This is a genomic window from Streptomyces sp. NPDC018610, from assembly GCF_044391765.1.
Lineage (GTDB): Bacteria > Actinomycetota > Actinomycetes > Streptomycetales > Streptomycetaceae > Streptomyces.
Window position 1 is genome coordinate 1 of record NZ_JBISAL010000004.1, and the last position, 24,036, is coordinate 24,036.

General features: G+C 73.3%; 23 protein-coding genes, 1 tRNA gene and 1 pseudogene. 11 read left to right on the forward strand and 14 right to left on the reverse strand.

Going from position 1 to position 24,036, the window contains the following annotated elements; translation table 11 throughout:
- Window positions 1-452, reverse strand: a 452-nt coding sequence (locus ACH5A8_RS11860; protein ID WP_399000681.1) for a carboxyl transferase domain-containing protein, incomplete at its 3' end; no start/stop codon positions are given.
- Complete coding sequence (locus tag ACH5A8_RS11865; RefSeq protein ID WP_399000683.1) at window positions 440-679, reverse strand: hypothetical protein; 240 nt, start codon at window positions 677-679, stop codon at window positions 440-442. The genes ACH5A8_RS11865 and ACH5A8_RS11860, both read right to left, overlap by 13 nt.
- A gap of 101 nt (window positions 680-780) precedes the next feature.
- On the opposite strand from ACH5A8_RS11865, the gene ACH5A8_RS11870 reads away from it, so the two are divergent.
- The 3 genes from ACH5A8_RS11870 to ACH5A8_RS11880 all read left to right on the forward strand — a co-directional run bounded on the left by ACH5A8_RS11870 (window position 781) and on the right by ACH5A8_RS11880 (window position 2,164).
- Window positions 781-1,467, forward strand: coding sequence for a TetR/AcrR family transcriptional regulator (locus ACH5A8_RS11870; protein ID WP_399000685.1), 687 nt, complete (start codon window positions 781-783; stop codon window positions 1,465-1,467).
- A gap of 224 nt (window positions 1,468-1,691) precedes the next feature.
- Window positions 1,692-1,820: a hypothetical protein gene (locus ACH5A8_RS11875; protein ID WP_399000687.1), complete on the forward strand. Its 129-nt coding sequence runs from the start codon at window positions 1,692-1,694 to the stop codon at window positions 1,818-1,820.
- A 270-nt stretch (window positions 1,821-2,090) separates the two neighbouring features.
- Window positions 2,091-2,164 (forward strand) — tRNA-Met (locus ACH5A8_RS11880).
- A gap of 77 nt (window positions 2,165-2,241) precedes the next feature.
- Here the strand turns inward: ACH5A8_RS11880 and ACH5A8_RS11885 are convergent.
- Together ACH5A8_RS11885 and ACH5A8_RS11890 are read right to left on the reverse strand one after the other, a co-directional pair.
- Window positions 2,242-3,897 (reverse strand): FAD-dependent oxidoreductase, encoded by a 1,656-nt coding sequence (locus ACH5A8_RS11885; protein WP_399000689.1) that lies wholly within the window; start codon window positions 3,895-3,897, stop codon window positions 2,242-2,244.
- Window positions 3,898-3,912: 15 nt separating this feature from the next.
- Window positions 3,913-4,824, reverse strand: a complete 912-nt coding sequence (locus ACH5A8_RS11890; protein WP_399000691.1) for a diiron oxygenase — start codon at window positions 4,822-4,824, stop codon at window positions 3,913-3,915.
- A gap of 456 nt (window positions 4,825-5,280) precedes the next feature.
- Here ACH5A8_RS11890 and ACH5A8_RS11895 point away from each other — a divergent pair, with 456 nt between their 5' ends.
- A complete protein-coding gene (locus ACH5A8_RS11895) occupies window positions 5,281-5,916 on the forward strand; it encodes an ATP-binding protein (protein WP_399000692.1) in 636 nt (211 codons plus the stop codon).
- Between the two features lie 382 nt (window positions 5,917-6,298).
- Entirely contained in the window at window positions 6,299-6,979 is a 681-nt protein-coding gene (locus ACH5A8_RS11900; protein WP_399000694.1) for a TetR/AcrR family transcriptional regulator, read from the forward strand.
- Between the two features lie 230 nt (window positions 6,980-7,209).
- Here ACH5A8_RS11900 and ACH5A8_RS11905 read toward each other — a convergent pair whose 3' ends face one another.
- From ACH5A8_RS11905 to ACH5A8_RS11920, 4 genes are all read right to left on the reverse strand, one after another.
- Window positions 7,210-7,929 carry a DUF899 domain-containing protein gene (locus ACH5A8_RS11905; RefSeq protein ID WP_399000696.1) on the reverse strand — a complete coding sequence of 240 codons (720 nt, stop codon included), beginning with the start codon at window positions 7,927-7,929 and terminating at the stop codon, window positions 7,210-7,212.
- Between the two features lie 161 nt (window positions 7,930-8,090).
- The gene (locus tag ACH5A8_RS11910) at window positions 8,091-8,405 is read right to left on the reverse strand and encodes a hypothetical protein (RefSeq protein ID WP_399000698.1); all 315 of its coding nucleotides are present in this window, start codon (window positions 8,403-8,405) and stop codon (window positions 8,091-8,093) included.
- Window positions 8,406-8,577: 172 nt separating this feature from the next.
- On the reverse strand, window positions 8,578-8,802 hold the full coding sequence (locus ACH5A8_RS11915) for a helix-turn-helix domain-containing protein (RefSeq protein WP_399000700.1): 225 nt from the start codon (window positions 8,800-8,802) through the stop codon (window positions 8,578-8,580).
- 166 nt (window positions 8,803-8,968) lie between these two features.
- On the reverse strand, window positions 8,969-13,231 hold the full coding sequence (locus tag ACH5A8_RS11920) for a molybdopterin-dependent oxidoreductase (RefSeq protein WP_399000702.1): 4,263 nt from the start codon (window positions 13,229-13,231) through the stop codon (window positions 8,969-8,971).
- 596 nt (window positions 13,232-13,827) lie between these two features.
- Between ACH5A8_RS11920 and ACH5A8_RS11925 the strand changes: the two genes are divergently transcribed.
- Both ACH5A8_RS11925 and ACH5A8_RS11930 read left to right on the forward strand, forming a co-directional pair.
- Window positions 13,828-14,520, forward strand: coding sequence for an HdeD family acid-resistance protein (locus ACH5A8_RS11925; RefSeq protein ID WP_399000704.1), 693 nt, complete (start codon window positions 13,828-13,830; stop codon window positions 14,518-14,520).
- Between the two features lie 94 nt (window positions 14,521-14,614).
- Window positions 14,615-15,325: pseudogene (locus ACH5A8_RS11930) on the forward strand (CBS domain-containing protein); the annotation flags it as partial.
- Window positions 15,326-15,581: 256 nt separating this feature from the next.
- Here the strand turns inward: ACH5A8_RS11930 and ACH5A8_RS11935 are convergent.
- A complete protein-coding gene (locus ACH5A8_RS11935; protein ID WP_399001466.1) occupies window positions 15,582-16,214 on the reverse strand; it encodes a CBS domain-containing protein in 633 nt (210 codons plus the stop codon).
- Between the two features lie 441 nt (window positions 16,215-16,655).
- Between ACH5A8_RS11935 and ACH5A8_RS11940 the strand changes: the two genes are divergently transcribed.
- A complete protein-coding gene (locus ACH5A8_RS11940) occupies window positions 16,656-17,531 on the forward strand; it encodes a universal stress protein (protein WP_399000706.1) in 876 nt (291 codons plus the stop codon).
- Between the two features lie 59 nt (window positions 17,532-17,590).
- On the opposite strand, the gene ACH5A8_RS11945 is transcribed toward ACH5A8_RS11940, so the two are convergent.
- The 4 genes from ACH5A8_RS11945 to ACH5A8_RS11960 all read right to left on the reverse strand — a co-directional run bounded on the left by ACH5A8_RS11945 (window position 17,591) and on the right by ACH5A8_RS11960 (window position 20,838).
- Window positions 17,591-17,722 carry a hypothetical protein gene (locus ACH5A8_RS11945; protein ID WP_399000708.1) on the reverse strand — a complete coding sequence of 44 codons (132 nt, stop codon included), beginning with the start codon at window positions 17,720-17,722 and terminating at the stop codon, window positions 17,591-17,593.
- Window positions 17,723-18,185: 463 nt separating this feature from the next.
- Entirely contained in the window at window positions 18,186-18,602 is a 417-nt protein-coding gene (locus ACH5A8_RS11950; protein ID WP_399000710.1) for a hypothetical protein, read from the reverse strand.
- 202 nt (window positions 18,603-18,804) lie between these two features.
- Complete coding sequence (locus tag ACH5A8_RS11955) at window positions 18,805-20,121, reverse strand: Cmx/CmrA family chloramphenicol efflux MFS transporter (protein WP_399001468.1); 1,317 nt, start codon at window positions 20,119-20,121, stop codon at window positions 18,805-18,807.
- 240 nt (window positions 20,122-20,361) lie between these two features.
- Window positions 20,362-20,838: a hypothetical protein gene (locus tag ACH5A8_RS11960; protein ID WP_399000711.1), complete on the reverse strand. Its 477-nt coding sequence runs from the start codon at window positions 20,836-20,838 to the stop codon at window positions 20,362-20,364.
- A gap of 276 nt (window positions 20,839-21,114) precedes the next feature.
- On the opposite strand from ACH5A8_RS11960, the gene ACH5A8_RS11965 reads away from it, so the two are divergent.
- From ACH5A8_RS11965 to ACH5A8_RS11975, 3 genes are read left to right on the forward strand one after another with little or no spacing between them, the layout of a single operon-like run.
- On the forward strand, window positions 21,115-21,828 hold the full coding sequence (locus tag ACH5A8_RS11965; protein ID WP_399000713.1) for a FadR/GntR family transcriptional regulator: 714 nt from the start codon (window positions 21,115-21,117) through the stop codon (window positions 21,826-21,828).
- A 1-nt stretch (window position 21,829) separates the two neighbouring features.
- Entirely contained in the window at window positions 21,830-22,663 is an 834-nt protein-coding gene (locus tag ACH5A8_RS11970; RefSeq protein WP_399000715.1) for a sterol desaturase family protein, read from the forward strand.
- Window position 22,664: 1 nt separating this feature from the next.
- Entirely contained in the window at window positions 22,665-23,468 is an 804-nt protein-coding gene (locus tag ACH5A8_RS11975; protein ID WP_399000717.1) for a lysoplasmalogenase family protein, read from the forward strand.
- Here ACH5A8_RS11975 and ACH5A8_RS11980 read toward each other — a convergent pair.
- Window positions 23,391-23,981 (reverse strand): NADPH-dependent FMN reductase, encoded by a 591-nt coding sequence (locus tag ACH5A8_RS11980; RefSeq protein ID WP_399000718.1) that lies wholly within the window; start codon window positions 23,979-23,981, stop codon window positions 23,391-23,393. The two genes, ACH5A8_RS11975 and ACH5A8_RS11980, sit on opposite strands and share 78 nt — an antisense overlap.
- Window positions 23,982-24,036 lie beyond the last annotated feature (55 nt).

A 24,036-nucleotide genomic window follows, 5' to 3' on the forward strand; every position in this document is an offset into this window, starting at 1 on the left:
AGGGAGGCGACGCCTTCCTGGATGCGGGCGCCGCCGGAGTCGTTGATGCCGATGATCGGGCAGCCGGTCTTGAGGGCGAAGTCCATGACTTTGGCGATCTTCTGGCCGTAGACCTCGCCGAGGGCGCCGCCGAAGACGGTGAAGTCCTGGGAGAAGACGGCGACGGGGCGGCCTTCGACGGTGCCGTAGCCGGTGACGACGCCGTCGCCGTAGGGGCGGTTGGCGTCGAGGCCGAAGTTGGTGGAGCGGTGGCGGGCGAACTCGTCGAGTTCGACGAAGGAGTCCTCGTCGAGGAGGAGTTCGATGCGTTCACGGGCCGTCAGCTTGCCCTTGGCGTGCTGCTTGTCGACGGCGCGTTCCGAGCCGGCGTGCGTCGCTTCCTGGATGCGCCGCTGAAGATCCGCGAGTTTCCCCGCGGTGGTGTGGATGTCGATGTCGGTCACTGGTTGCACCACCGGGATCTGGTCGGTCGGAAGGTGTCGAGCGGGGCGCGGACGCCCCGGGTGTCGCGCGGGGCGAGGGAGGCCACGGCGACCGCGGCGCGCGGGCGCTGGGCCCCGTGCGCCGTCGGCGGGACGCCGTCGGCCGGCTCGGCGTCCGGGCCGAGGCCGACCTGGAACCGCCCCTCACCGACCGGTCGGCCGGACGGGCCGGACTCGCCGTGCGCCGCGCGATCCACCCGGTGCCTCCTCTGGTACTTAATCTCTGCGATACGGTACTCAGTACCGTTGTGTCGGGCAAGTGGTCACCAGGGGCCACGGCGGGAGAGGATGGGCGGTCATGAGCAAGTCACCGGCGCGGATCCGGCTCGCGGACGCCGCCTTCGCCCTGTTCGACGAGCGTGGTTACGAGCAGACGACCGTCGACGACATCGCCGAGCGGGCGGGTGTGGGGCGGACGACGTTCTTCCGGCACTACCGGTCGAAGGAAGCGGTGATCTTCCCGGATCACGACCGGTTGCTGGAGCTGATCCGGGACCGGTTGGCGACCTCTAGCCATCGGACGGCCCTCGTCGCGGTCTCGGACGCGGTCCGGCTGGTGTTGCTGCACTACATAGAGGAAGGCGATCTGGCGCGTCGGCGGTACGCCCTGACCAGCAAGGTGTCCGCGCTGCGCGACCGGGAGATCGCGAGCGTGGCGCGCTACCAGCGGCTGTTCCGCGAGTTCATCGCGGAGTGGATGGGCGACCCGACGAAGTCGGCCTCGCTGCGCGCCGAGCTGATGGCCGCCTCCGTCGCCGCCGCCCACAACCACGTACTGCGCCGTTGGCTGCGCGGGGAGTGCGCGGACCCGGTGGCCGAGCTGGACGAGGCGATGGGTGAGGTGCTGGCGCTGTTCCCGGCGCCGGGCGCCCGGACGGACGGCGCGGACGGCGGCACCACCGTCGTCGCCTTCCGCACCGCCCAGGACCTCGACGCGCTGCTGCCCTCGCTGCGGCGCCTGGTCGAGGACGGCCCGGGGCGCTGAACCGACGGCGCCGGCCACGGGACCGCGAACGGGTCCTGGAGCCCGGCGCCGGTGTGCCGAGCCGGACGGGGACGGGTCAGCCGGCCGGGTGCCGGCCGAAGAAATCGGTGAGCTCGGCGACGGCGGGCGTTCGATGTGGTCGATGCTGCGGAGCGGCCACTCGTCGGTGGAGCGGGGAGGTCCGCCATGACGGGTGCGGTAGGTGGTCCACGACGGGTGCGGTAGTGGTCCTGCGCCTCGCTCTCGCGCTCGGCGGCACGCCGGCCGACGCGCTGCGCATCCTCTCCTGCTGGAGCGTCGGCGCCGACCGGACCGCCGGGGCGGGCGCGGCGTCCACCGAGGCCGAGACCTGAGCCGGACCCGGGCGCAGAGCGACCACTCCGGCGCACGCCGACCACTCCGGCGCACGCCGACCACCCCGGCGCACGGCGACCGTCCCGGCCCACGCCGACCACCCCGGCCCACGCCGATCGCCCGGCGCACGGCGACCGTCCCGCGGGGCGGGCGCTCGCCGGATCGCGCTCGGGTAGCTCACGGCCGTGGGCGCACCGGGGCCCGCGGGTGGCGTCCGGCGTCCGGTGGTGCTCAGCTGCCTCGGGACACGTGTAGAGTGGTGTCAACGCCGCGGGGTGGAGCAGCTCGGTAGCTCGCTGGGCTCATAACCCAGAGGTCGCAGGTTCAAATCCTGTCCCCGCTACGAGAGGGAAAGGGCCCGGAGAGATCCGGGCCCTTTCTCATGCCCCGAGGCGTGCGGGCGTCTCGGGCCCGGCCGCCTCAGCGCGGTGCGGCGAGGCGACCTCTGGACGCGGCGAGCAGCTCGGGCACCGTGACCAGCTTGACGCGCGGCCTGCCGCCCCGGCTGCCGAGGGCCCGCTCGGCCCGTTCGATGGCGGCCAGCCCGCGCGCGTCCACGATGTGACGGCCACGCCGCCGCGCCAGCTTCTGGAAGGCCTTGGCCGAGTGCTCCGGCGCGGGCAGCTCCCCGGCGACGGCGTCGGCGAGGAGCGTGCCGACGGTCTCGGCGGCGCACGCCCGGTTGGCGCCGATGCCGCCGGAGGGGCCGCGCTTGATCCATCCCACGACATACGTTCCCGGCCGTCCGGTCACCCGGCCGGCCTCGTGCGGCACGGTGCCCGTGTCCTCGTCGAACGGCAGCCCCGGCACCGGCACGCCCCGGTAGCCGATCGCCCGCAGCACCATGCCCGCGCCGATCTCCGCCCCGCCGTCGCCCCCGGTGACACGTATGCCCCGCACCGTGCCGTCCCCGCACACCTCCTCGGGCGCGGAGTGGAAGCGGAACACGATCCGGCGGTCACCGTCGGCGGCCGGCGGGCGCGACCAGTCGACCCGCTCGCGGGCGGCGTCGCGCAGCAGGGCGGCCTTGCCGTGCGGGCCGGCCGCGGCCAGGGCCTCGCCGACGCGCGGATCGTGGTCGTCGACGACCAGTTCCACACCGGGCAGATGGCTCAGGGCCAGCAACTCCGGGCGGGTGCAGGCGGCGTCCTCGGGACCACGCCGGCCCAGCAGCACGACCTCCCGTACGCCACCGGCGCGCAGCGCGGCGAGGGCGTGGTCGGCGATGTCGGTGCCGGCCAGCTCCTTCGGGTCCGAGACCAGGATGCGGGCGACGTCCAGGGCGACGTTGCCGTTGCCGACCACGACGACGCGCTCGGCGGACAGGTCGATCCCGTCGGGGGCGCCGTCCGGGTGGCCGTTGTACCAGGCGACGAAGGCCGTGGCCGAGACGCTGCCGGTGAACTCCTCGCCGGGGACGCCCAGTCGACGGTCCCCGGAGGCGCCCACGGCGTAGACGACGGCGTCGTGGTGGGCGGCGAGCTCGTCGACGGCGACGTCCTGGCCGACCGTGAGGCCGAGCAGCATCCGTACCCGCGGATGGGTGTGGAAGCGGGCGAAGGAGTCGCCGATCCGCTTGGTCGCCGGGTGGTCCGGCGCCACGCCGTACCGTACGAGACCTCCGGCCACCGGGAGCCGGTCGATCAGCGTCACCTCGGCGTCGGTGTGCAGCAGCAGGTCCTCGGCGGCGTACATGCCGGCGGGGCCGGTGCCCACGACGGCGACCCGGAGCCGGCGGAAGTCGGCGGGCAGCGTGCGCGCGAACGCCGGGGCGCCCCAGGGGTGGAAGTTGGGGCTGTCGTCGGCGACCCGCGCCGGCTCGGCGTCCGCGTAGTACGCCGCGTTGACCTCGGCGTACCGCGCCTGCGCGCCGGTGAGCCGGTCGGCGGGCGAGATCGCGTCCACCGGGCAGGCATCCGCGCAGGCGCCGCAGTCGATGCAGGACTTGGGATCGATGTACAGCATCTCCGTGCTGCCGAAGGCGCGTTCCTCCGGCGTCGGGTGGATGCAGTTGACCGGGCAGACGGCGACACAGGTGGCGTCCGAGCAGCAGGTCTGGGTGATGACGTAGGTCATGGCGGCCGGTCCGGTTCAGATCAGGTGGGCGCGCTTGTAGAACGCGAGGGCGGGCCGGGTGAGCAGCCGGGCGGAGGCGAGGAAGCTCATCAGCCCCGAACAGCTCGACCGCATCATCGACTTGTGGTGCTGGTTGGCCTTCGCCTCGGCGATGGCGCGGGCGCTGTCGAGCCCGGCGTTGGCGTACACCTTCTTGTTCACCATGCTGGTGACGATGACGTAGGAGGCGACGGCGATCACGAAGGCGTGGATCTGGCGGCGCAGCCAGCCCGCCTTCTCCAGGCGCTCCATCGTCTCCTCGCGGGCGAACTTCATGTGCCGTGATTCCTCGACGACATGGATGTTGTTGATGGTGCGCACGAACGGCACCACCCGTTCGTCGCGCATCCAGTCGCGCTGCATGACGTCGAGGACCTCCTCGGCCACCAGGATGGCGGCGTAGGCGGCCTCGCCGAAGGCGACCGTCTTGAAGGCGCGGCCCAGTTCGACGGCGATCCGGTGCGGCCGGTACGCGGGCGCGCCCAGCTTCTCGGCGCCGCGGGCGAACATGATGGAGTGCCGGCACTCGTCGGCGACCTCGGTCAGAGCCCACTGGAACTCGGCGTCGGTGGGGTCCTTGGCGTAGATGTCCCGCAGCACCATCTGCTGGAGGATCATCTCGAACCAGATGCCGGTGCTGGCCACCGAGGCGGCCTCCTGCCGGGTCAGCTCCTTGCGCTGGGCGTCGGTCATCTCGTCCCAGTACGCGGTGCCGTAGAGCGTGCTCCACTCCGGGCTGGCGCCGTGGTAGTTCTTGTCGAGCGGCGTCTCCCAGTCGACCTCCACCTGCGGGTCGTAGGAGAGCGTCGCCGAGGAGTCGAGCAGACGCCGCGCGACTGCGGAGGCGCGCGACGGCCGGGCTTCCGGTCGGACGGTACTGCTTGCCATCTGAGCTCCTTGGGTCGACGGGTGCGGCGCCTGGGGCGCCGACGACGGACACCGCTCGTGCATCCCGCTCCCGGCGCGCGGCGCCGGTCGGCGACGGCTCGGGCGCGCACGGGCCCACGCCCCCGACGGGCAAGAGGCCCGCGGGCAGGGCGCCTCGCGGCCCTTCCCTCCTGGCCTGTCGCGTTGCGGGCACGACGGTGTGCCGGGGCACGTATCCGCGTATCGCTCCTTCTGAGCGGTGCCGGCCCGGCCACGGTCCCGGGGTCACCGGGACACGACTGCGGCGCACCGCTTGTTAGACGGACTGTATAACAAGGGGCGGCGCGCGCCTACCCCCCAGTAGCACGCCGTACGGCCGCCTTCCGCGCCGCCCCGCACGCCCTCCCGCCGCCCGCTCCCGTACGGGCGAGGCCGGCGGCCGGGCCCGTACTCCCGCGGGCGTCGGATACTTGCCCGATGGACGTCTCGAAGGGTTCGTGGGTCAACACCACGCATGATTGGTCCAGCGCCGTCGATCCGGAGCACCTGGCGCTGATCCGGCGCGGCCCGCGGGAGTTCGCGCCCGGCGGCACCTGGCACCTCGTCCTCGAAGTGCTCGCCTACGCCGCCGACGAGGCGTCGGGCAGGGGCGGGGGACGCTGTGTGGTCACTGCGCATCCGGACGGCTCGGTGTCCGTGGCGGACGACGGGCGGGGCACCGACACCCGCACGGACGAGCACGGCCGGACCGTGCGCAAGCCGGTCATGGCGACGAAGGACCTCCGGTTCTTCGACCACCCGGACGCCGAAGCGCTGCCGGACGGCCACCCGCGTCGCGGCATGTCCGTGGTGGCGGCCCTCAGCGAATGGCTCGTCCACACCAACCGCCGCGCCGATGGCGCCTGGACCCAGCGCTACGAGCACGGCGTCCCGGCCACCGGCCTGATCCCCGTCGAGTCCGACGGCGCCACGGGGACCCGCGTCCACTTCCGACCGGACGCATCACTGCACCCCCGGGACCTGCCGCAGGACCCCGACCTGGGGCCCTCGACCAGGGCGTGGCCCCACCTGGAGGTCCGGGTGGACGACCGCCGCGGCGCCCGGAGGCCGTGACCCGCGGTCGGGCGCACGGCGCGTCGTCGACTCCGGTGGCACCGGGACGGTGAAGGCTGTCCGTGGATCGTCGGCGGCCGAGAACCCGGCGCCCATGGAGTGGCGGTCGGCGCACAGGCTCGTCTCCACGGCGAGGCAGCGCGGCGAGCGGGCGCGACAGCGTCTCGGTGACGGCGGCGACGACGTCGGCGGCCGCGGCGATCTGTGGCGACTCGTCGCCCATGTGGTCGACGTGGCCGGCCGTGGTCGCGGCGAACAGCCCCGCCCGGCGCGTGACGCCGGGCGAGCGGCCCGTGCCGCACCTCCAGCACGTACGGGGTACAGCGTCCCCGGGCGTGGGGCGGGTGGTGTCCGGGGGCCGGACAGGGGAGGATGGGTGATCATGAGCAAGTCACCCACCCGGATCCGGCTCGCGGACGCCGCCTTCGCCCTGTTCGACGAGCGTGGTTATGAGCAGACGACCGTCGACGACATCGCCGAGCGGGCGGGTGTGGGGCGGACGACGTTCTTCCGGCACTACCGGTCGAAGGAAGCGGTGATCTTCCCGGATCACGACCGGTTGCTGGAGCTGATCCGGGACCGGTTGGCGACCTCGAGCCATCGGACGGCCCTCGTCGCGGTCTCGGACGCGGTCCGGCTGGTGTTGCTGCACTACATAGAGGAAGGCGATCTGGCGCGTCGGCGGTACGCCCTGACCAGCAAGGTGTCCGCGCTGCGCGACCGGGAGATCGCGAGCGTGGCGCGCTACCAGCGGCTGTTCCGCGAGTTCATCGCGGAGTGGATGGGCGACCCGACGAAGTCGGCCTCGCTGCGCGCCGAGCTGATGGCCGCCTCCGTCGCCGCCGCCCACAACCACGTACTGCGCCGTTGGCTGCGCGGGGAGTGCGCGGACCCGGTGGCCGAGCTGGACGAGGCGATGGGCGAGGTGCTGGCGCTGTTCCCGGCGCCCACCGCTCGGGGGAGGAGCGGCGGCACGACCGTGATCGCCTTCCGCACCGGACAGGACCTCGACGTACTACTGCCGTCACTGCGGCGGGTCGTCGAAGGCGCTCCCGTCCTCTGACACCCGCCCGCCGGCCTCAGCCGGTTCGCCGCCTCCCCCTCGGGATGATCTCGCACCGGCGGCGCTGTCGGGGGCGGACGGGACCGGCGACGAGTCCGGCTCGCGGGCAGGCGCGGCGTCATGAGCGTCGGTCCGGAGGTCCCGCCCACCTTCGACAGCGCGGGTCACCGGCCCGCGGCGCCCGGACGGCGTACGTCCTCCGCCTCTCGGTGAGCGCCCCGCGCGGAGGATCAGCGGCCGTCGTGAGGAGGGCGTCCGACGTCGTCCGCGCCGGGCCCGTAGAGCGCGGCGATGTCCTCGGACCTCGCCCACCTGCTGTAGGTCGGGGACTGGGGCCAGCCCTCGGGCGAGTCCTGCCACTGCTCCTGCCGTCCGTACGGCAGGAGGTCGATGAGAGCGAAGGTGTGGGTCAGCTGCTCGGTGCCCCGGCCGTCGGTGTGCCAGGTGCGGTACACGGTGTCCCCGTCGCGCAGGAACACGTTCACCGCGAACCCCCCGTCGGGCGGGGAGCCGACGTCGGCCCCGAAGGAGCTGCCCGCGGTCGAGTACCACGTCATCCGGTTCCCGACCCGCCGCTTGTAGGCGAGTGCCTCGTCGATCGGGCCCTGGGTGACGACGACGAAGCGCGCGTCGTAGGCGTCCAGGAACTCCAACCGGGTGTACTGCGAGGTGAAGCCCGTGCAGCCCGGGCACTGCCACTCTTTTCCGGCGAACCACATGTGGTGGTAGGTGATCAGCTGACTCCTGCCCTCGAAGACGTCCACCAGCCGGACCGGGCCGTCCTCGCCCTCCAGGGTGTAGTCGGGCATCCTCACCATCGGCAGGCGCCGGCGTTCGGCGGCGATGGCGTCGAGCTCCCGCGTCGCGGCCTTCTCCCTGGTTCGCAGGGCCTCCAGCCGGCGCTCCCAGACAGCGGCGTCGACGACGGGTGGTAGCGCGTGGACGGTCATGATCCCTCACAGAGCTCGTGCGCGGCTTTCGCTGATACGGGGCAGACCCCGCCGGCGGCCGGAACTCATCGCTCGCCGTCCCCGGATCTCCCGGCGACACGGGCTCGGGGCCCGGACCTCCTGGTCCGGGCCCCGAGCCCGTTCGGTCCGCCTGGCGCGCGTCAGCCGAAGGTGAGGGCGGAGGGGCAGGCCACCGAGGTCACCTTGCCGACGGGGTTGCCGATGCCGACGATGGCGTTGGCGGCGACACCCAGGTCCTGCACGTTGACGAGGCCCTGCTGGGCGTCGACCTGGCCGGTGCAGATCTGGCTCTGCCGGCTGTCGACGGCCGCCCCGCCGTCGTGGGACTCGCTGTGCCTGCTCTCCGCCTTCGACCCGCCGCCGTCGCCGCCGTGGGCCTGGGCCGCTCCGGCGCCGATGAAGCCGACACTGCCGAGCATGGCCACGACGACGGCGGCCTTCTGGAACTTGCGCATTACCTCTCCCTTTGGATCACCGCAGCCCGATGGCTGCTAACCAACAGTGAGCAGCGTAGGCATATTCACGACTTTTAACGGGATAAACACCCACTACATAAAAATATCGTGAAAAGTCCTATTAATTGCGCTGACGGCTGGCAGTTGTCGGCTCAGGCGGGCGCCCCGGCCGTCACCGCCGTGAAGGGCCGGCGTCCTCGAGCCGCTGCTGAGGATGGTTCCCGCCCCGGGCGCGCAACGGGACGTCCGTCTCGCTGAGCACGCGGTGCACGAACCCGTACGACCGGCCGTGCGCCTCGGCGACGGCCCGTATGGACATGCCCTGTTCGTACTGCCTCTTCATCTCCTGCGCGAGCTTCTCGCGGGCCGTACCGGTGATCTGCTTGCCCTTGTCCACGACTCGTCCCCTTCGGTGATCGTCGTCCGGGTGTGATCGTCGTGTACCCCGGACGGGGAGCCGTGCACCAGCGGGCGCGGGCGCTTTGGCGGCGGGGCCGGTCACGACGTGTCGGCGGGCGTCCGCGTCGGCGGCCGTCCGTGTTTCGTGGGCGTCCGGCTCGGTCTCAGTAGACGTCGCGGACGTAACGCCGGTCCGCGGACAGGCGCCTGACGTACGCGGCGGCCTCGTCGGCGTCCATCCCGCCATGGGCGGCGACGATGTCCGAGAGCGCCCGGTCGACGTCCTTGGCCATGCGTCCCGCGTCGCCGCAGACGTAGAAGTGGGCGCCGTCCCGGAGCCACTGCCACAGGCGGGAGCCGTTCTCGCGCATCCGGTCCTGGACGTAGACCTTGTTGCGCTGGTCGCGGGAGAAGGCGAGATCGAGCCGGTCGAGGTGGCCGGAGGACCGGTACGCCTCCAGGTCCTCGCGGTGGTAGAAGTCGGTGGCCCGGCGCTGCTCGCCGAAGAAGAGCCAGTTGGGGCCGGTGTGCCCGCGGGCCCGGCGGTCCTCGAGGAAGCCGACGAAGGGGGCGACACCGGTGCCGGGCCCCACCATGATCATGGGGGTCGTGGGGTCGGCGGGCGGGCGGAAGTGCGGTGAGCGCTGGACGAAGACCTGGACCGGGCCGTCGTCGGCGCAGTCGGCGAGGTACGTCGAGCACACGCCCTTGCGCTCGCGGCCGAGGTCGTTGGTGTAGCGGACGACGGAGACGGTGAGGCGGACCTCGCCGGGGTGGACGAGCGGGCTGGAGGAGATCGAGTACAGGCGCGGCTGGAGGGGTTTGAGGACGCCGGCCCAGTCGGCGGCCCGGGCACGCACGGGGAACTCGGCGATCACGTCGGCGGCCTGACGCCCCCAACTCCACTTCCTGAGGGCGTCCTTGTTGTCCGGCCGCAGCAGCCGCCTCAGGTCGTGGCCGCCGCCGGTGCGCTCCGTGACGAACCTGAGCAGGTCGGTGGTGATGCGGGAGATGTCGAGCCGGGTGCGCAGCGCCTCTTCGAGGGGCAGGGGCGCGCCGTCACCCAGGTCGACGGGTTCGTCGGGGTCGCATCCGGTGAGGGCGAGCCATTCGGCGACGAGTCCGGTGCCGTTGGCCGGCCAGACGCCGAGGGCGTCACCGGCGTCGTAGGCGAGTTCGCCGTCGCGGGTGTCGAAGGCGAACTCCCGTACCTCCTTCGCGGAACCGGGCAGGCTCAGCAGCCTGTTGCCGACGAGGAGGGTCGCGAACGGCGACTGCCTGGTGAAGCCGGCGACGGCGGGCGGCGCGGCGGGGGCGGCCGGGGCCGCGGCGGACGAGGACGGGTGCGAGGCGGCCGCGCCCACGGTGACGGGCCGCCGGTCGTCGCCCGCGGCCAGGGCGGCGCTCACCCGGCGCAGCCACTGCTCGGCCCTCTCCTCGAAGTCGGGTTCGCAGTCGGCGCGGGGGACCAGGCGGGTGGCGCCGAGGGCGTCGAGACGTTCGTCGAGCCGGCGGCCGTGACCGCAGAAGTCGTCGTAGGCGGAGTCGCCGAAGGCGAGGACCGCGTACCGGACGCCCTCCAGCCGGGGGGCGTCCGAAGAGGACAGCGCCCGCCAGAAGCCGGCGCCGTTGTCGGGGGCGTCGCCGTCGCCGAAGGTGCTCGTGATCAGGAGGACGTCGGTGTCGGCGGTGAGACGGTCCGGGGCGGTGTCGGCCATGGCGAGCAGTTCGGGGGCGCGGCCCGCCCCGGCGAGGCGGGTGGCGGCGCCGGCGGCGAACTCCTCGGCGGTGCCGGTCTGCGAGGCCCACAGCACGACCAGGCGGCGCGTCGGTGCCTCGGAGCCGGCGGGCGCGCCGGACCGCGCGGGCGCTTCTGCGGGCGCTTCGGGGACGGCGGTCCTGGAGTACAGGCCGGCGAGGACGCCGTCGACCCACAGGGCGTGGCCCGGCGCGAAGGGCGCGTTCGGCGGCAGGACGGGGACGCGCCCGTCGGAGGGGGCCAACGCGAGACCGGAGACGAACCCCGAGAGGTAGCGGCGCTCGCGGTCGGCCAGTGGCGCGGGCGCGAGGCCGGCGAGGCCGAACAGACCGGTGAGCGCGTCGACGGGAGAGCCGGCCGCAGCGGTGGCCGGCGCGGTCGAGGCGGCGGACGCGGCCTCGGCGGGGGGCGGGATCTCGGGAGCGGTGTGGGGCACGGGGGTGGGCTCCGGCTGGATGCTCGGGCGGGCCGCGGGGACGGGCGCCGCGGTCCTGGCGAGGGCGACGGCGCAGACCTTGAACTCGGGCTGGAGCGAGAGCGGGTCGACGGCGTCGTTGGTGACGGCGTTGACGCTGAGGTACTCGCCGAACAGGTCGTTCCAGTGGAAGGGGGCGAAGCAGGTGCCCGGCCGGACGCGGTCGGTGACGACGGCGGGCAGCACGGCGCGGCCCCGGCGGGAGACGACCTCCACGTGGTCGCCGCCGGCGACGCCCAGTGCCCGGGCGTCCTCCGGGTGGACCTCGACGAACGGACCGGGAGCCAGCTTCGCGAGCTTGGCGACCTTCCCGGTCTTGGTCATCGTGTGCCACTGGTGCTGCAGACGGCCTGTGTTGAGGACGAACGGGTAGTCGTCGTCGGGGAGTTCGGCCGCGGGCAGGTGCGGGCGCGCGAAGAAGCGGGCGCGCCCGCTCTCGGTGGGGAAGGCCAGGCGGGGGCGGGTGCCGTCCGCGCGCTCCAGGAGGGCCTGGCTGACCCCGTCGTTGAGGTAGCGGATCGGGTTGCGGTCCGGGCCGTCGGCGGACGCGGCCGGCCACTGGACGGGGCCCGTGCGCAGCCGGTCGTAGGTCACACCGCGCAGGTCCCATCCCGTCCTCGGGTTCCACGCCCGCTTGAGCTCCTCGAAGACCTCCTCGGCGCAGGCGTACGTGAAGCCGTCGGCGAAACCCATCGCGCGGGCCACCCGGGCGATCAACTGCCAGTCGGGCAAAGCCTGTCCGGGCGGGTCCACCACCCCCTGGACGAGGGCGAGGTCGCGTTCGGAGTTGACCATGACGCCGTCGGACTCCGCCCACAGCGTCGCCGGCAGCACGACGTCGGCGTACGCGTTGGTCTCGGTCTCGGCGAACACGTCCTGCGTGACGACGAGTTCGGCGGCCTCCAGGCCGGCGATCACGGTCCTGCGGTTGGCGACCGAGGCGACCGGGTTGGTGCAGATGATCCAGCACGCCTTGATGTCGCCGGCGGCCAGCCGCTCGAACATGTCGACGGTGCCGCGACCGGCCTCGGCGCGCAGGGAACCGGCGGGGATGCCCCACAATTCCTCGACGAAGGCACGTTCGTCGTCGACCAGGACGGAACGCTGGCCCGGCAGCCCGGGGCCCATGTAGCCCATCTCGCGCCCGCCCATGGCGTTGGGCTGTCCGGTCAAGGAGAACGGGCCCGATCCGGGGCGGCAGACGGCGCCGGTGGCGAGGTGCAGGTCGATCAGCGCATTGGTGTTCCAGGTGCCGTGGGTCGATTGGTTCAGCCCCATGGTCCAGCAGCTCATCCACTCGCCGGCCTCGCCGATCCACCGCGCGGCCTCGCGGAGGTCGGCCTCCGGGACACCGGTGATCTCCGCGACCCGGTCCGGCGGGTAGTCCGCGAGGAAGGCGGGCATCTCCTCCCAGCCCTCGGTGTGCTCGGCGATGAACTCCTCGTCGATGTGCCCGTTCGCGACCAGCAGGTGCAACAGGCCGTTCAGCAGCGCCAGATCGGTGCCCGGCCTGATCCGCAGGAACAGGTCCGCCCGGTCGGCGGTGGCGGTGCGGCGGGGGTCGACGACGATCAGCCTGGCCCCCGCGGACCTGACCCGGTCCATCATGCGCAGGAACAGGATCGGGTGGCAGTCGGCCATGTTGGCGCCGATCACGAGGAACACGTCCGCGTGGTCGAAGTCCTCGTAGGAGCCGGGCGGACCGTCCGCGCCCAGCGACAGCTTGTAGCCGGTGCCGGCGCTCGCCATGCACAGCCGGGAGTTCGACTCGATCTGGCCGGTGCGCACGAAGCCCTTGGCCAGCTTGTTCGCCAGGTACTGCGCCTCCAGGGACATCTGCCCGGAGACGTAGAAAGACAGGGCGTCCGGCCCGTGCTCGTCCAGGATCGCCCGCAGCCGGGCGGCGACCGAGGCGATGGCCTCGTCCACGTCCGTCCCGGTGGGCGCGGCGCCCCGCTCGGCGCGCACCAGGGCCCGGTCCAGGCGCCCGGGCGCGGCCATCATGTCCGCGCTCGTGGCTCCCTTGGTGCACAGGCGGCCGAAGTTGGCGGGATGCCTCTTGTCCCCGGACGCCTTCCCGGCACGGCTGCGGCCGTCGGCGGGGTCCCGCTCCAGGTCCAGGACGATCCCGCAGCCGACCCCGCAGTACGAGCAGACCGTGCGGACGCCGCCGCCCTTCGCACCAGATGCCACCGAACCCCACTCCGTGGTGTGTGCCGTACCGGACCCGGGGCGCGCCGCCCGCGGCGGCCGGCCCCACCACCGGCACGGTAGGAAGACCGGATTTCCGGCCCGTCACACCGGGGGAGCGCGCACGGTTACGCCCCCCGCACACACCCCGGCGCGGGCATGTGAGGCGGCCACGGCCGTCCGGCGGCGCCAGGGGCGCGCCCGCCGTCAGCTCGGCGGGTGCGCGCACCTGCGACGGCTGCTGGATGAAAGTAGCCGTATATGCGATGCATGATGTGTATAGCTCGCCGCATGTGCGTTCCCTGAGGATCGCTTCGGTCGCCGCCCTGTCCAAGGCACTGAGCCCGTGGTGGCGCGAGTGACCCGGACCTGGAGCCGATCGACCGACGACCCATCCACGGCCGCCCCCCGGCCACGACCGACGACTCATATGCGGCCCCCCCCGGCCACGCCGAGGATCCCGACCACGACAGGCACCCGCAGAACGACCGGCGCCCGACGCACCGGCCGCTCTCCCTCCTCGGGCGGGCCAGGGCCATATGGGTGACGATGAAGATGTCCCGACACTGCTGTGTTGTGCCACGAAAGAGGTGGACGGCATGACAATCCCCTCCGGATCCCCGGACCCCGACCCTCCGCGCGAAACCCCCGCCAAGAGCGCCCCGCCCGGCGACGACACCCTGGAGTCCCTGGAGTCCCTGGCGAACCTCGGCTGGCAGGCCCTGTTCACCATCGGTCTCGCCTCGGTGGCCCTCGGCGTGATCGTCCTGGTGTGGCCGGGCGAGACCCTACGGGTCGTCGGCATACTCTTCGGCGTCTTCCTGCTGGTCAGCGGGGTCTTCCAGCTGGCCTCCGCCTTCGGCACGCATGTTCCCGGGCACCTGCGGGCCCTGCACTTCATCACAGGTGCGCTCTGCGTCCTGCTCGGACTCGTCTGCTTCCGCGGCACCCTGGAGTCGATCCTGCTGCTCGCCCTCTGGCTCGGCTTCGGCTGGCTGCTGCGCGGCATCATGATGACGGCCGCCGCGGGCGCCTCGCCCGGCATGCCGGCACGGGGCTGGCAGCTGTTCCTGGGCATCATCACGCTGCTGGCCGGCATCGTGCTGGTGGTCTCGCCCTTCGGCTCGATCGCCGCGCTCACCCTGGTGACGGGTGTCATGGCCATCGTCCTGGGCGCCGTCGAGATGGTCCACGCCGTCCAACTGCGCGTCGCGGCGGGGCGTCTGAGCAGGGGCACCGCCGACAAGCAGCGGCGCTCCCCCTTCCACGCACACCCCCACCCGCAGCACTGACCGTCCGACCCGCTCCACCGACCGCCCGCCCTCGCCCCCGCCGGGAGCCGGGGGCGGGCGAGAACGGTGGCGGGTCCCGATCCGCGAGTAGGCCATGCAGGGTTCCCAGTACACCGTGAGCGACGTGATGACCGGCACCGTCGTCGCCCTGGCCGGCGGCGCGACGTTCAAGGAGATCGTGCGCACGATGCGGCAGTGGGGGGTCAGCGCGTTGCCCGTGCTGGACGACCGCCGCCGGGTGATCGGTGTGGTCTCCGAGGCCGATCTGCTGCGCAAGGAGGAGTTCCGCGACCGTGACGCGGACCCGCCCGGCCGGCCGGACCGCCCCCCGGGCGCGGCCAAGGCGGTGGCCGTGACCGCCGGGGAGCTGGCGACCGTTCCGCCGGTCACCGTCCGCGCCGACGCCACGCTGGCCCGGGCCGCCCGGCTCATGGCCCGGCACGGAGTCAAACGGCTGCCCGTCGTCGACGACGACGGGGTGCTCTCGGGCATCGTGAGCCGTTCCGACCTGCTCAAGGTCTTCCTCCGTGACGACGAGGACATCGCCGAGGAGATACGGCGGCACGTCGTCACCGGCCGGTTCCCGCTTCCGTTCGCGTCGGTGGACGTGGAGGTGCGCGAAGGGGTGGTCACCCTCACCGGCCAGGTGCCCGACACCTCGCTGGTGCCGCTCGCCGAACGTCTGGTCCGCTCGGTGGAGGGCGTCGTGGACGTACGCTCCGAGGTCACCGGCCCGCGCCGCCGCCCCGTCCTGGAACCGGACCTGGCCCACGACGGGGACCCGGCGCAGAGGGCAGGGACGGCGCCCGCACCACAGCCACAGCCGGAATCCGTCCCGCCGCCGCAGCCGGGCTCCGGCTCGCAGCCTCAGACGGGACCCGCCCAGCCGCAAGCCGTACCCGCCTCGCAGCCGGAAGCGGGGCCCGCGCCGCGGCAGGAGTGAGAAGCCTCGCCACAGCCGAAGAGGAACCCCCGGAGAGGAAGCCGAAGAGGAACCCCCGAAGAGGAGGCCCCGAAGAGGAGGCCCCGGTAAGGAACCCTGGGTGGCGGCCTCCGACCTCTCAGGCCCTCGTCTCCACCGCCGCCCCGCTCATGAGCTCGAACTCGACGTCGACGACGCCCTCCACGGCGCGTACGAGACGGGCGGCGACGGGAACCAGGGCGGTGTCCCGGACCCGGCCCCGGAGGGTCACCACCCCGTCGGACACCTCGACGCCGACCGGCTCGACCGGAGCGGGGAAGAGGTACGACACGATCTCCCGGCGCACCTCCTCGGCGATGTCGTCGTCCGAACGGAGGAACACCTTCAGCAGGTCCCCGCGGCTGACCACCCCTTCGAGCAGGCCGTCGTCGTCGACGACGGGCAGCCGCTTGACCCTGCGCTGGGCCATGATCCGGGCCGCCTCGGCGAGCGTGGCGTCCGGGTGGACGGTGACGGCCGGGCTGCTCATCAGCTCCCCGGCGGTCAGCGCTCCCGCCTTGGCCAGGTCGCGGAGCCGGCGCAGCTGGGTGAACCGGTCCGGGTCGCTGTCGCGGAACTCCTCCTTGGGCAGCAGATCGGCCTCGGAGACGACGCCGATCACCCGGCCCTCGCCCTCCAGGACGGGAAGCGCGCTGACCTTCCACTGCCCCATGAGGTCGACGATGTCCTTGAACGGGGCGTCACGCCCCACGGCCACGACGGTGTGCGTCATGACGTCACTGACGTTGTGCGGGCTGCCGTGCACGATGTCCTCCTACGCGACTCGGATGCGGTCGGCGGTCGGGCGAGGAGCGGAAGCGGGGACCGCGGGTGTCCCGTGCGGGCGACACACCTCCAGGGTGGGCCCGGGTGTGCGGGGCGTCGCGGGCCGCCCGGTCCCCTGCCGGGGGTCCTTCGGCCCGGGCGGCCGCGGATACGTGTCGCGGGCGTTGGCGGGACGCGAGCCGGACGCCGGGGCCGGACGGCGACCGGGCGGGTCCGCCGGGGTGGAAGGGCCACGCGGCCGGCCGGCCGCGGGGCCCGGCCGACGCCTGGGCCGTACGTCCCCGGAAGGGGCCGTTCTGCCCTCGCGCCGGTCCCTCCCCGGTGCGACGGTGACAAGTGGATCCCCCGCCGCAAAGACGCGGCGGTCCGGCGAAAGGCGGTGATCGGGATGGAGGCGCCCCTGATCGTGGGTGTGGACGGATCGGGCCCGAGTCTGACGGCGGTCGACTGGGCGGTGGACGAGGCCACCCTGCACGGCGTGCCGCTGCGCCTGATGTACGCCTCCCTCTGGGAGCGCTACGAGGGCGTCGCGCCCTCGGGCAGCACGGAGCGGCCCTCGGAGCAGGTGATGGCCGAGTACGTGGTCGGCTCGGCGCTGGAGCGGGCCCAGCGGCGCGACGCGGATGTGAAGGTGTCCACGGAGATCCTTCCCGAGGACGCGGTCTCCGCCCTGCTGGGCGCGGGCGACGGCGCCTTCGCCCTGGTCACCGGTTCCCGCGGGCGCGGCGAGCTGAAAGGACTGCTGCTGGGCTCGGTCGGCCTGGCCGTGGCGGCCCACGCGCGGTGCCCGGTGATCGTCGTACGCGGCGACACGGCCGGCCTGGCCGGTACGCACGGGCGGATCCTGCTCGGCGCCGGCGGGCCGGACAGCGGCGGCGAGGCGGTGCGGTTCGCGTTCCGCGAGGCCGAGGCGCGCGGTTGCGTGCTCGACGTCGTACGGGCCTGGCGCAGCTCCGCGCACGAGAGGGGCGGCCCGTCGGCGCCGCCCGGGAACACGGCCCTCGGGCACGAGGAGCGGGCCGCCGCCTTCCTCGAGGAGCTGCTGAGCGAGGCGTCGGCCGGCGGGCCGGCGGCCCGGGTGCGCCGAGCCACGGTCGAGGGGCCGGCACACAGGGTGCTGGTGGACCGCTCGGCCGCCGCCGACCTGGTGATCGTCGGGGCGCGCCGCCGGGCGGGCCAGTTCGGGCTCCAACTGGGTCGTACGGCCCACGCCCTGCTGCACCACGCGCAGTGCCCGGTGGCGGTCGTGCCGCAGCGCCACTGAGGCCAGGCCGCTGCCGCGGCCTCGTACCCCCTACGTGCCGCGCGCGACGGCGGACGCCTTCACCAGGGGAACGCGCCCGACCCGGGGAACGAGACCATGAACCAGATCACCAGGGGGAAGAGGACGAGGAGGACGAATACCGCAAGGACCTTCGCCCACGTGGCCGTCCTGCCGGGGCCTCGCGTCGGCACGACCGCTCCGATCCCTCCGGGGCGCGGGCGGTCGCCGGCGCCGTGGTGATGACAGCCCTCGTGGCCTCGTGACTCCCGCCAGTGCCGCCGGCGCGTGCAACCGCTCCTTGGGCACGCCGAGTTGTCGGCGCACGAAGGCGGCGAGCCTCCGGGGGTCGCCGTGTCGGAGGCTACCCACACGTGGGAGCGGGGTCCAGGTGCGCGGGCAGATCGGCCCGCACGGTCTCGACCGGCCGGGCGCCGCCGTCGTGCCGGGGCGGGGGACGCGGACGACCCGGCGGCCGGCCCGGTGTCGCCGAAGGCCCCTGCTCGCCACGGACCGACCGAGCCGACGCGCCGCACCCGGCGAACGCTCCGCACCCGGCGAACGCGCCGCACCCGGCGAACGCTCCGCACCCGGCGAACGCTCCGTCCGGAGCACCTGCCGGGTGCGACGCCGAGTTGACGAGGTGACGACGAGGTGTCAGGCCTTGTCGTCGCGCCAGCCGCTGCAGTTGACGGCGACGCCGTCGACCAGATTGCACACCTGGTACGAGACCGCGGAGCCTTCCTTGAACTCGTAGTCACAGGTCACCGGCGGGGCGTCGTAGCCCTTGGTGTTCTTGCAGGTGTAGGACAAGTAGTCGTTGTACAGGAAGGCGATCACGCCCTTGCCGTCCGAGTCGTAGTCGTGCACCACCAGTTTCTCGCCCAGCGACTTGAAGTCGGCGGCGCCGGAGCAACCCGGGTTGCACAGACTGCTGTCGGCACTGGCCGCGGGCGCCTCGACCAGGGCGCCGGCCAGGGTCAGGGCGGCTGCCGCCCCGAGCAGGGCCAGGGACTTGCCTGCGCGCCGACGTGTTCCGGGCGTGCGGATCTGCTCGACTCTCCGAATCATCACGCGAGGACCCCCTCTGTCGCGTTCGTCGCGGTTCCGGTCGGCCGGGGCTGTCCGCTGTCCCAGGACCACACAGAAGCACACCCCGGACCACACCACGATGAACAGAGGGCACCGGCGGGGCGAGGCACTTTCGCGCCATGTTCCTCGGGGCGCGCGCCGTGACTCCGTCACCGGACCGGAGGAGAGGAGTCCTCGTGTCCCGTCAGTCGCGGCCGCGGACCGATGACCGTGCGTCGCCGCTGCAGCCGGCGAGGCCGGCGGCCGGGGTGCCCGGTCCGGCCGGCGTGGCCGCCGTGGGGGCGCCGTGCTCGTCCGGTCCCTCCGGGGCGATCCGCGCCCCGGGAGCGCGCGGCGCGGCCGTCCTCACCACGCGGGAGCGGCTGTGCAGCCGGAGCGAGACGGCGACCAGGGCGATGGCGACGGCGGTCATGGCCGCGCCCGCCCAGGCGGTGGAGGCGAAGCCGAGCCCCGCGTCGATCACCGTGCCACCGAGCCAGGGGCCGCCGGTGTTGCCCAGGTTGAAGGCGGCCGTCGTCGTCGCCCCGGCGAGCGTGGGCGCGGCGCCCGCGACGTTGAACATACGTGCGTTGAGCGCCGGGGCCGTGTAGAACGCGGAGACGCCGAGGAGGAACGACAGGGCGATCGCGGCCACGGGGCTCGACGCGAGCAGCGCCAGGGCGGTCAGCAGTACGGTCGAGGCGGTGATGCCGGACAGCAGCACGCCGAACAGGTGCGCGTCGGCGACCCGTCCGCCGATCGTCGTACCGACCAGCGCCCCGACGCCGAAGAGCGCCAGCACCGTGGGCACCCAGCCGTCCGCCAGCCCGGCCACGTCGGTGAGCAGCGGCGCCAGGTACGAGAAGGCGCAGAACACGCCGCCCGCCGCGAGCGCGGTCACCGCGATGGACAGCCAGACCTGGCGGTCCCGGTAGATCGTGAGCTCGCCCCTGAGCCCGGAGTGCCGCTCGGGCACCGGGATGCGCGGGATCCGGGCCAGCACGCCGACGAGCGCGATCGCGGACGCCGCGCCCACCGCCCAGAAGGCGGACCGCCATCCCAGGTGCTCGCCGAGGAAGGCACCGGCCGGCACGCCCAGGACGTTGGCGATCGACAGTCCGCCGATCATCACGGCCATCGCACGGGCCCGGGAGGTCACCGGCACCATCGCGATGGCGACGGCCGCGCCCACCGCCCAGAAGCCGGCGCACGCCAGGGCGCTCACGACCCGCGAGACGAAGAGGACCTCGTACGTCGGCGCCAGTGCGCCCCCGACCTGGCCGAGGCCGAACACCGTGATCAGGGCGACGAGAGTGACCTTGCGCGGCAGCCGCAGGGTCGCCGCCGCGAGCAGCGGCGCACCGACCACCATGCCGATCGCGAACGCCGATATCAGCAGGCCGGCCTTCGGGATGGACACGTTCATGTCCTCGGCGATGGGCGGCAGCAGCCCGGAGAGCATGAACTCGCTCGTGCCGAGGGCGAACACGGACAGGCCGAGGATGTAGACGGCGAGCGGCATGCGGGGAGCGGCCGGCCGTGCGGAGGATGCGAGCATGACAGGTGCCAACCAGGATCTCACTCCCGTCATTCCCCGCCTGTCCGCCCTCCGGACGGCACGGCACGGCACGGCACGGCACAGCTCGGCGCCGGACCGAGGTCCCGGTGGCCCGAGGACCCGGTGGTCCTGGCGGCCCCGAGGTCCCGCTGGTCCCGGTGGCCCCGAGGTCCTGGTGAAACCGGTGGTCCGTCCCGGGTTCCGTCAGTAGACGGTGATGTCCCAGTGGTTGCCCTCGTCGCAGTAGAGGTTGCCGGAGGCCGCCTTCCACTGCGGGTAGCCGTCCCCGCGCAGTCCGATGTAGGTGAAGCTGTTCTTCACGTAGGAGTCCAGACAGGAGTTGTGCGAGGTGTCCACCTTGTAGCCGTTGTAGTGGCTGTAGGTGCCCGAGGCGTGGCCCACCTCCGTGCCGCCGGTGATGTTGACGGCGCAGCCGCTGGCCCTTTTGAGGGTGATCATGGCGTCGACGGTGCCGGAGTTGATCTGGTCGAACGACGTGCACGTCGAGTTGGAACGTGTGGTGCAGTTGCCGCTGGAACTCCAGGTGATGCCGGCGGCGCTGAGCTTGCTCGCCGCGGCGGACTGGGACATCTTGGAGCCGCTGGCTTCGGCCGCGGGCGCGAGGAAGGCCAGCGAGGCGAGGGCGAGGGCGGCGGGGACGAGGACTCTACGACCGTGCATGCTTCCTCCGGTGGTGAAGGACGCCCCGGCGTTCGGACCGGAGCGCGGTGCGCGTGCGACGTACGAGCACTGGACGGTACATGACAACTTTAGCGGCGTGAAGATCGCCCGCACCGGTACGCCGTGAGGCGGCCGGAGCCGGCCGCCACCTGGCCGCCGGTGAGCCGGGCCGTCACAGGCCCACCGGTGGGGTCCTGCGGACGGCCCCGCGGCTTCCTTCCGGCGATCTGGTCCAACCAGTTGACCAGTGGGGCGGTGTGGCGGACTCTGTCCGCCATGACTGCGCGAACCATCCGGCGGGAGGCGGTCTCCGACCAGCTCTACGCCCTGCTGCGGGACAGGATCCTCGGCGGCCGACTGCCGCCGGGCTCCCCGCTCACCGCCGAACGGGACCTGGCGGCCGAGTTCGGGGTGAACCGACATGCCGTCAGGGAGGCCGTCAAACGCCTCCAGCAGGCCCGGCTCGTCGACGTCAGCCACGGCGGCCGGACCCTGGTCCTGGACTGGCGGCGCACGGCCGGGCTCGACCTGGCGATGGGCATCGCGGCGGCGGGTGAGGGCCCCTCGACGCGGGACCTCGCCCGGGACGCCCTGGAGATGCGGGCGTGCATCGGCGCGGACGCCGCCCGGCTGTGCGCGATCCGGTGCTCCGACCAGGACGCGGCGGAGATCGTCAGGGCCGCGGACCGGTATGCGGACAGCGGCCCCGACCTGGCCGAACTGGGCGCGGCGGACATCGCCTGGTGGCGGCTGATCGTGGAGGGGGCGGGGAACCTGGCCTATCTGCTGGCGTTCAACAGCCTGGTGGGCGGCGCCCTCCCGGTCGCCGACGTGCCCGAGGACCTGCGGGCCGCCGAACTCCTCGACGTCGAGGCCCATCTGCGGCTCGCCGAGCACATCGCGGCCCGCGAGGCGCGGGCGGCCGAGGACCTGGCGCGCGAACTGCTCTCGCGCAGCGTGCCCTTCACACTCCGGAAGGCGGTGCGCTGACGTGATACCGGCCGTGGTCTACGCGATACCCGCGTTCGTGCTCCTGGTCGTCGTCGAGGCGCTGTCCTACCGCTTCCTGCCGGACGACGACGAACGCGGCTACGAACTGCGCGACACCGTGACGAGCATGTCCATGGGCGCCGGCAGCCAGGTCGTCGCGGTCCCCTGGAAGGCGGTGACGGTCCTGCTGTACGCGGCCCTGTTCACCGTCGCTCCCTGGCGCCTGTCGCCCTCCTCCGGATGGACGTGGGTGCTGCTGTTCTTCGCCGACGACCTGGCGTACTACGTCTTCCATCGCGCCCACCACCGGGTACGGGTGTTGTGGGCGAGCCATGTGGTCCACCACTCCAGCGTCCGCTTCAACCTCTCCACCGCCCTGCGGCAGAGCTGGACGCCGATGACGACCCTGCCGTTCTGGCTGCCGCTGGCGCTGCTCGGCGTACCGCCGTGGATGATCCTGCTGGAGCAGGCCGTCAGCCTCGTCTACCAGTTCCTCCTGCACACCGAGCGGGTGGACAGGCTGTGGCGGCCGGTGGAGTGGGTCTTCAACACCCCCTCCCACCACCGTGTCCACCACGGCTCCAACAACGTGTACCTGGACCGCAACTACGGCGGCATCCTCATCGTCTGGGACCGGCTCCTCGGCACCTTCGAACCGGAGGGCGAGCGGGTGGTGTACGGCCTGACGAAGAACATCGCCACCTACAACCCGCTGCGGGTCGCCTTCCACGAGTACGCGGCCGCCTGGCGCGACGTCCGCGCGGCCCGGCGCTGGCGCGACCGCGTCGGGCACCTGTTCGGGCCGCCCGGCTGGCAGCCCAGGGCGGAGGGCTGAAGTGCCGCCTCTGATCGCGGTCTTCGCCGCGCCGGCCGCCCTCGACATCGCCGGCGTCACGGCGGGATGGCCGGTCCTGGAGTGGCTCACCAAGCCGCTGCTGGCACCGGTCCTCGCCGTGCACCTGTGGCGGCGGACCGGCACGGCACACGTGCCGGTCCTGGCCGGACTCGCTCTCGCCGCCGCCGGGGACGTGGCGCTGCTGCTGCCCGGCCCCGCGGCGTTCGCCGCCGGTCTCGCGTTCTTCCTGGGTGCGCAGCTGTGCTGGACGGCGGCGTTCTCGCGGGCCGGAGCGTGGCCGTATCTGCGCGGGCGCCGGGTGCTGTGCGCCGTGCACCTCGCCGTGTGGGCGGCCGCCGTCGCGGCCATGGCCCCCGCGCTCGGGCCGGTGACGGGCGTCGCGGTGGCCTGCTACGGCCTCGCACTGCTCACGATGGCGTTGAGCGCCCGGGTGCTGGGGACCGGGGCGGCCTGGGGAGGGGCGGTGTTCGTCGTCTCCGACCTGCTCGTCGGACTCGGCGCCGCGGGGCTCGACTTCACGGGACGGGACGTCACGGTCATGGTGACGTACACGGCCGCCCTGGCCCTGCTCGTCACCGCGTTCGCGGAAGGGGCCGGGCCGGACGATCGACGCGGGGCCCAGCCGGACGCCGGCCGCGGGGCCGAGTCCGGGGCCTCCGCGACACGGTGGGGTCGCGCGTCGGCCGGGCCCGCCCGCGCCACGCCCTCACCGTCCGTCGGCGGGACCCGCACTCACGCCCGCACCGGCGTCCCGGGCCCCGGACGCCGCCGCCAGCAGCCTTAGCACCTCGACCAGTCGCCGACGGATCTCCGGGTCGTCGACGAGACCGTCACCGCCGATCGACCCGCGGTCCACCGGGATCGCCGCGCACGCGGCCTCCACGATGTGGGCTCCGGTGTAGCCCAGCACCGTCCGCAGCGTCGCCTGCGCGCCCAGGCCCCGGCCCGGAGCCGCCGCGTTGACCCAGGCGACCGGCTTGTCGCAGATCTCGGTCCCGCCGACCGTCCAGTCGAGCAGGTTCTTGAACGCGCCGGGGAGGGTGCCCGCGTACTCCGGCGCGCAGACGAGGATCCCCGCCGCCTCGTCGACGGCCGCCCGCAGTTCTGCCACCGGAGGCGGCAACGGGGCGGTGTCGTCGTCGGGGTTGAAGTGCGGGAGCCCCGCCAGGCCGTCGTACAGCACGGCGCGCGCCGGCACGGAGGGGGCCACGTCCCGCGCGGTCCGCAGAACGGCCTCGTTGGCGGAACCGGTTCGCAGGCTTCCCGACAGCAGCAGAATCACCGGCACAGGGGTCATTCCGCCAACCTACCTTCCCCGCACCGTCGTTGCCGTGTACGGCCAGGGCGTACGC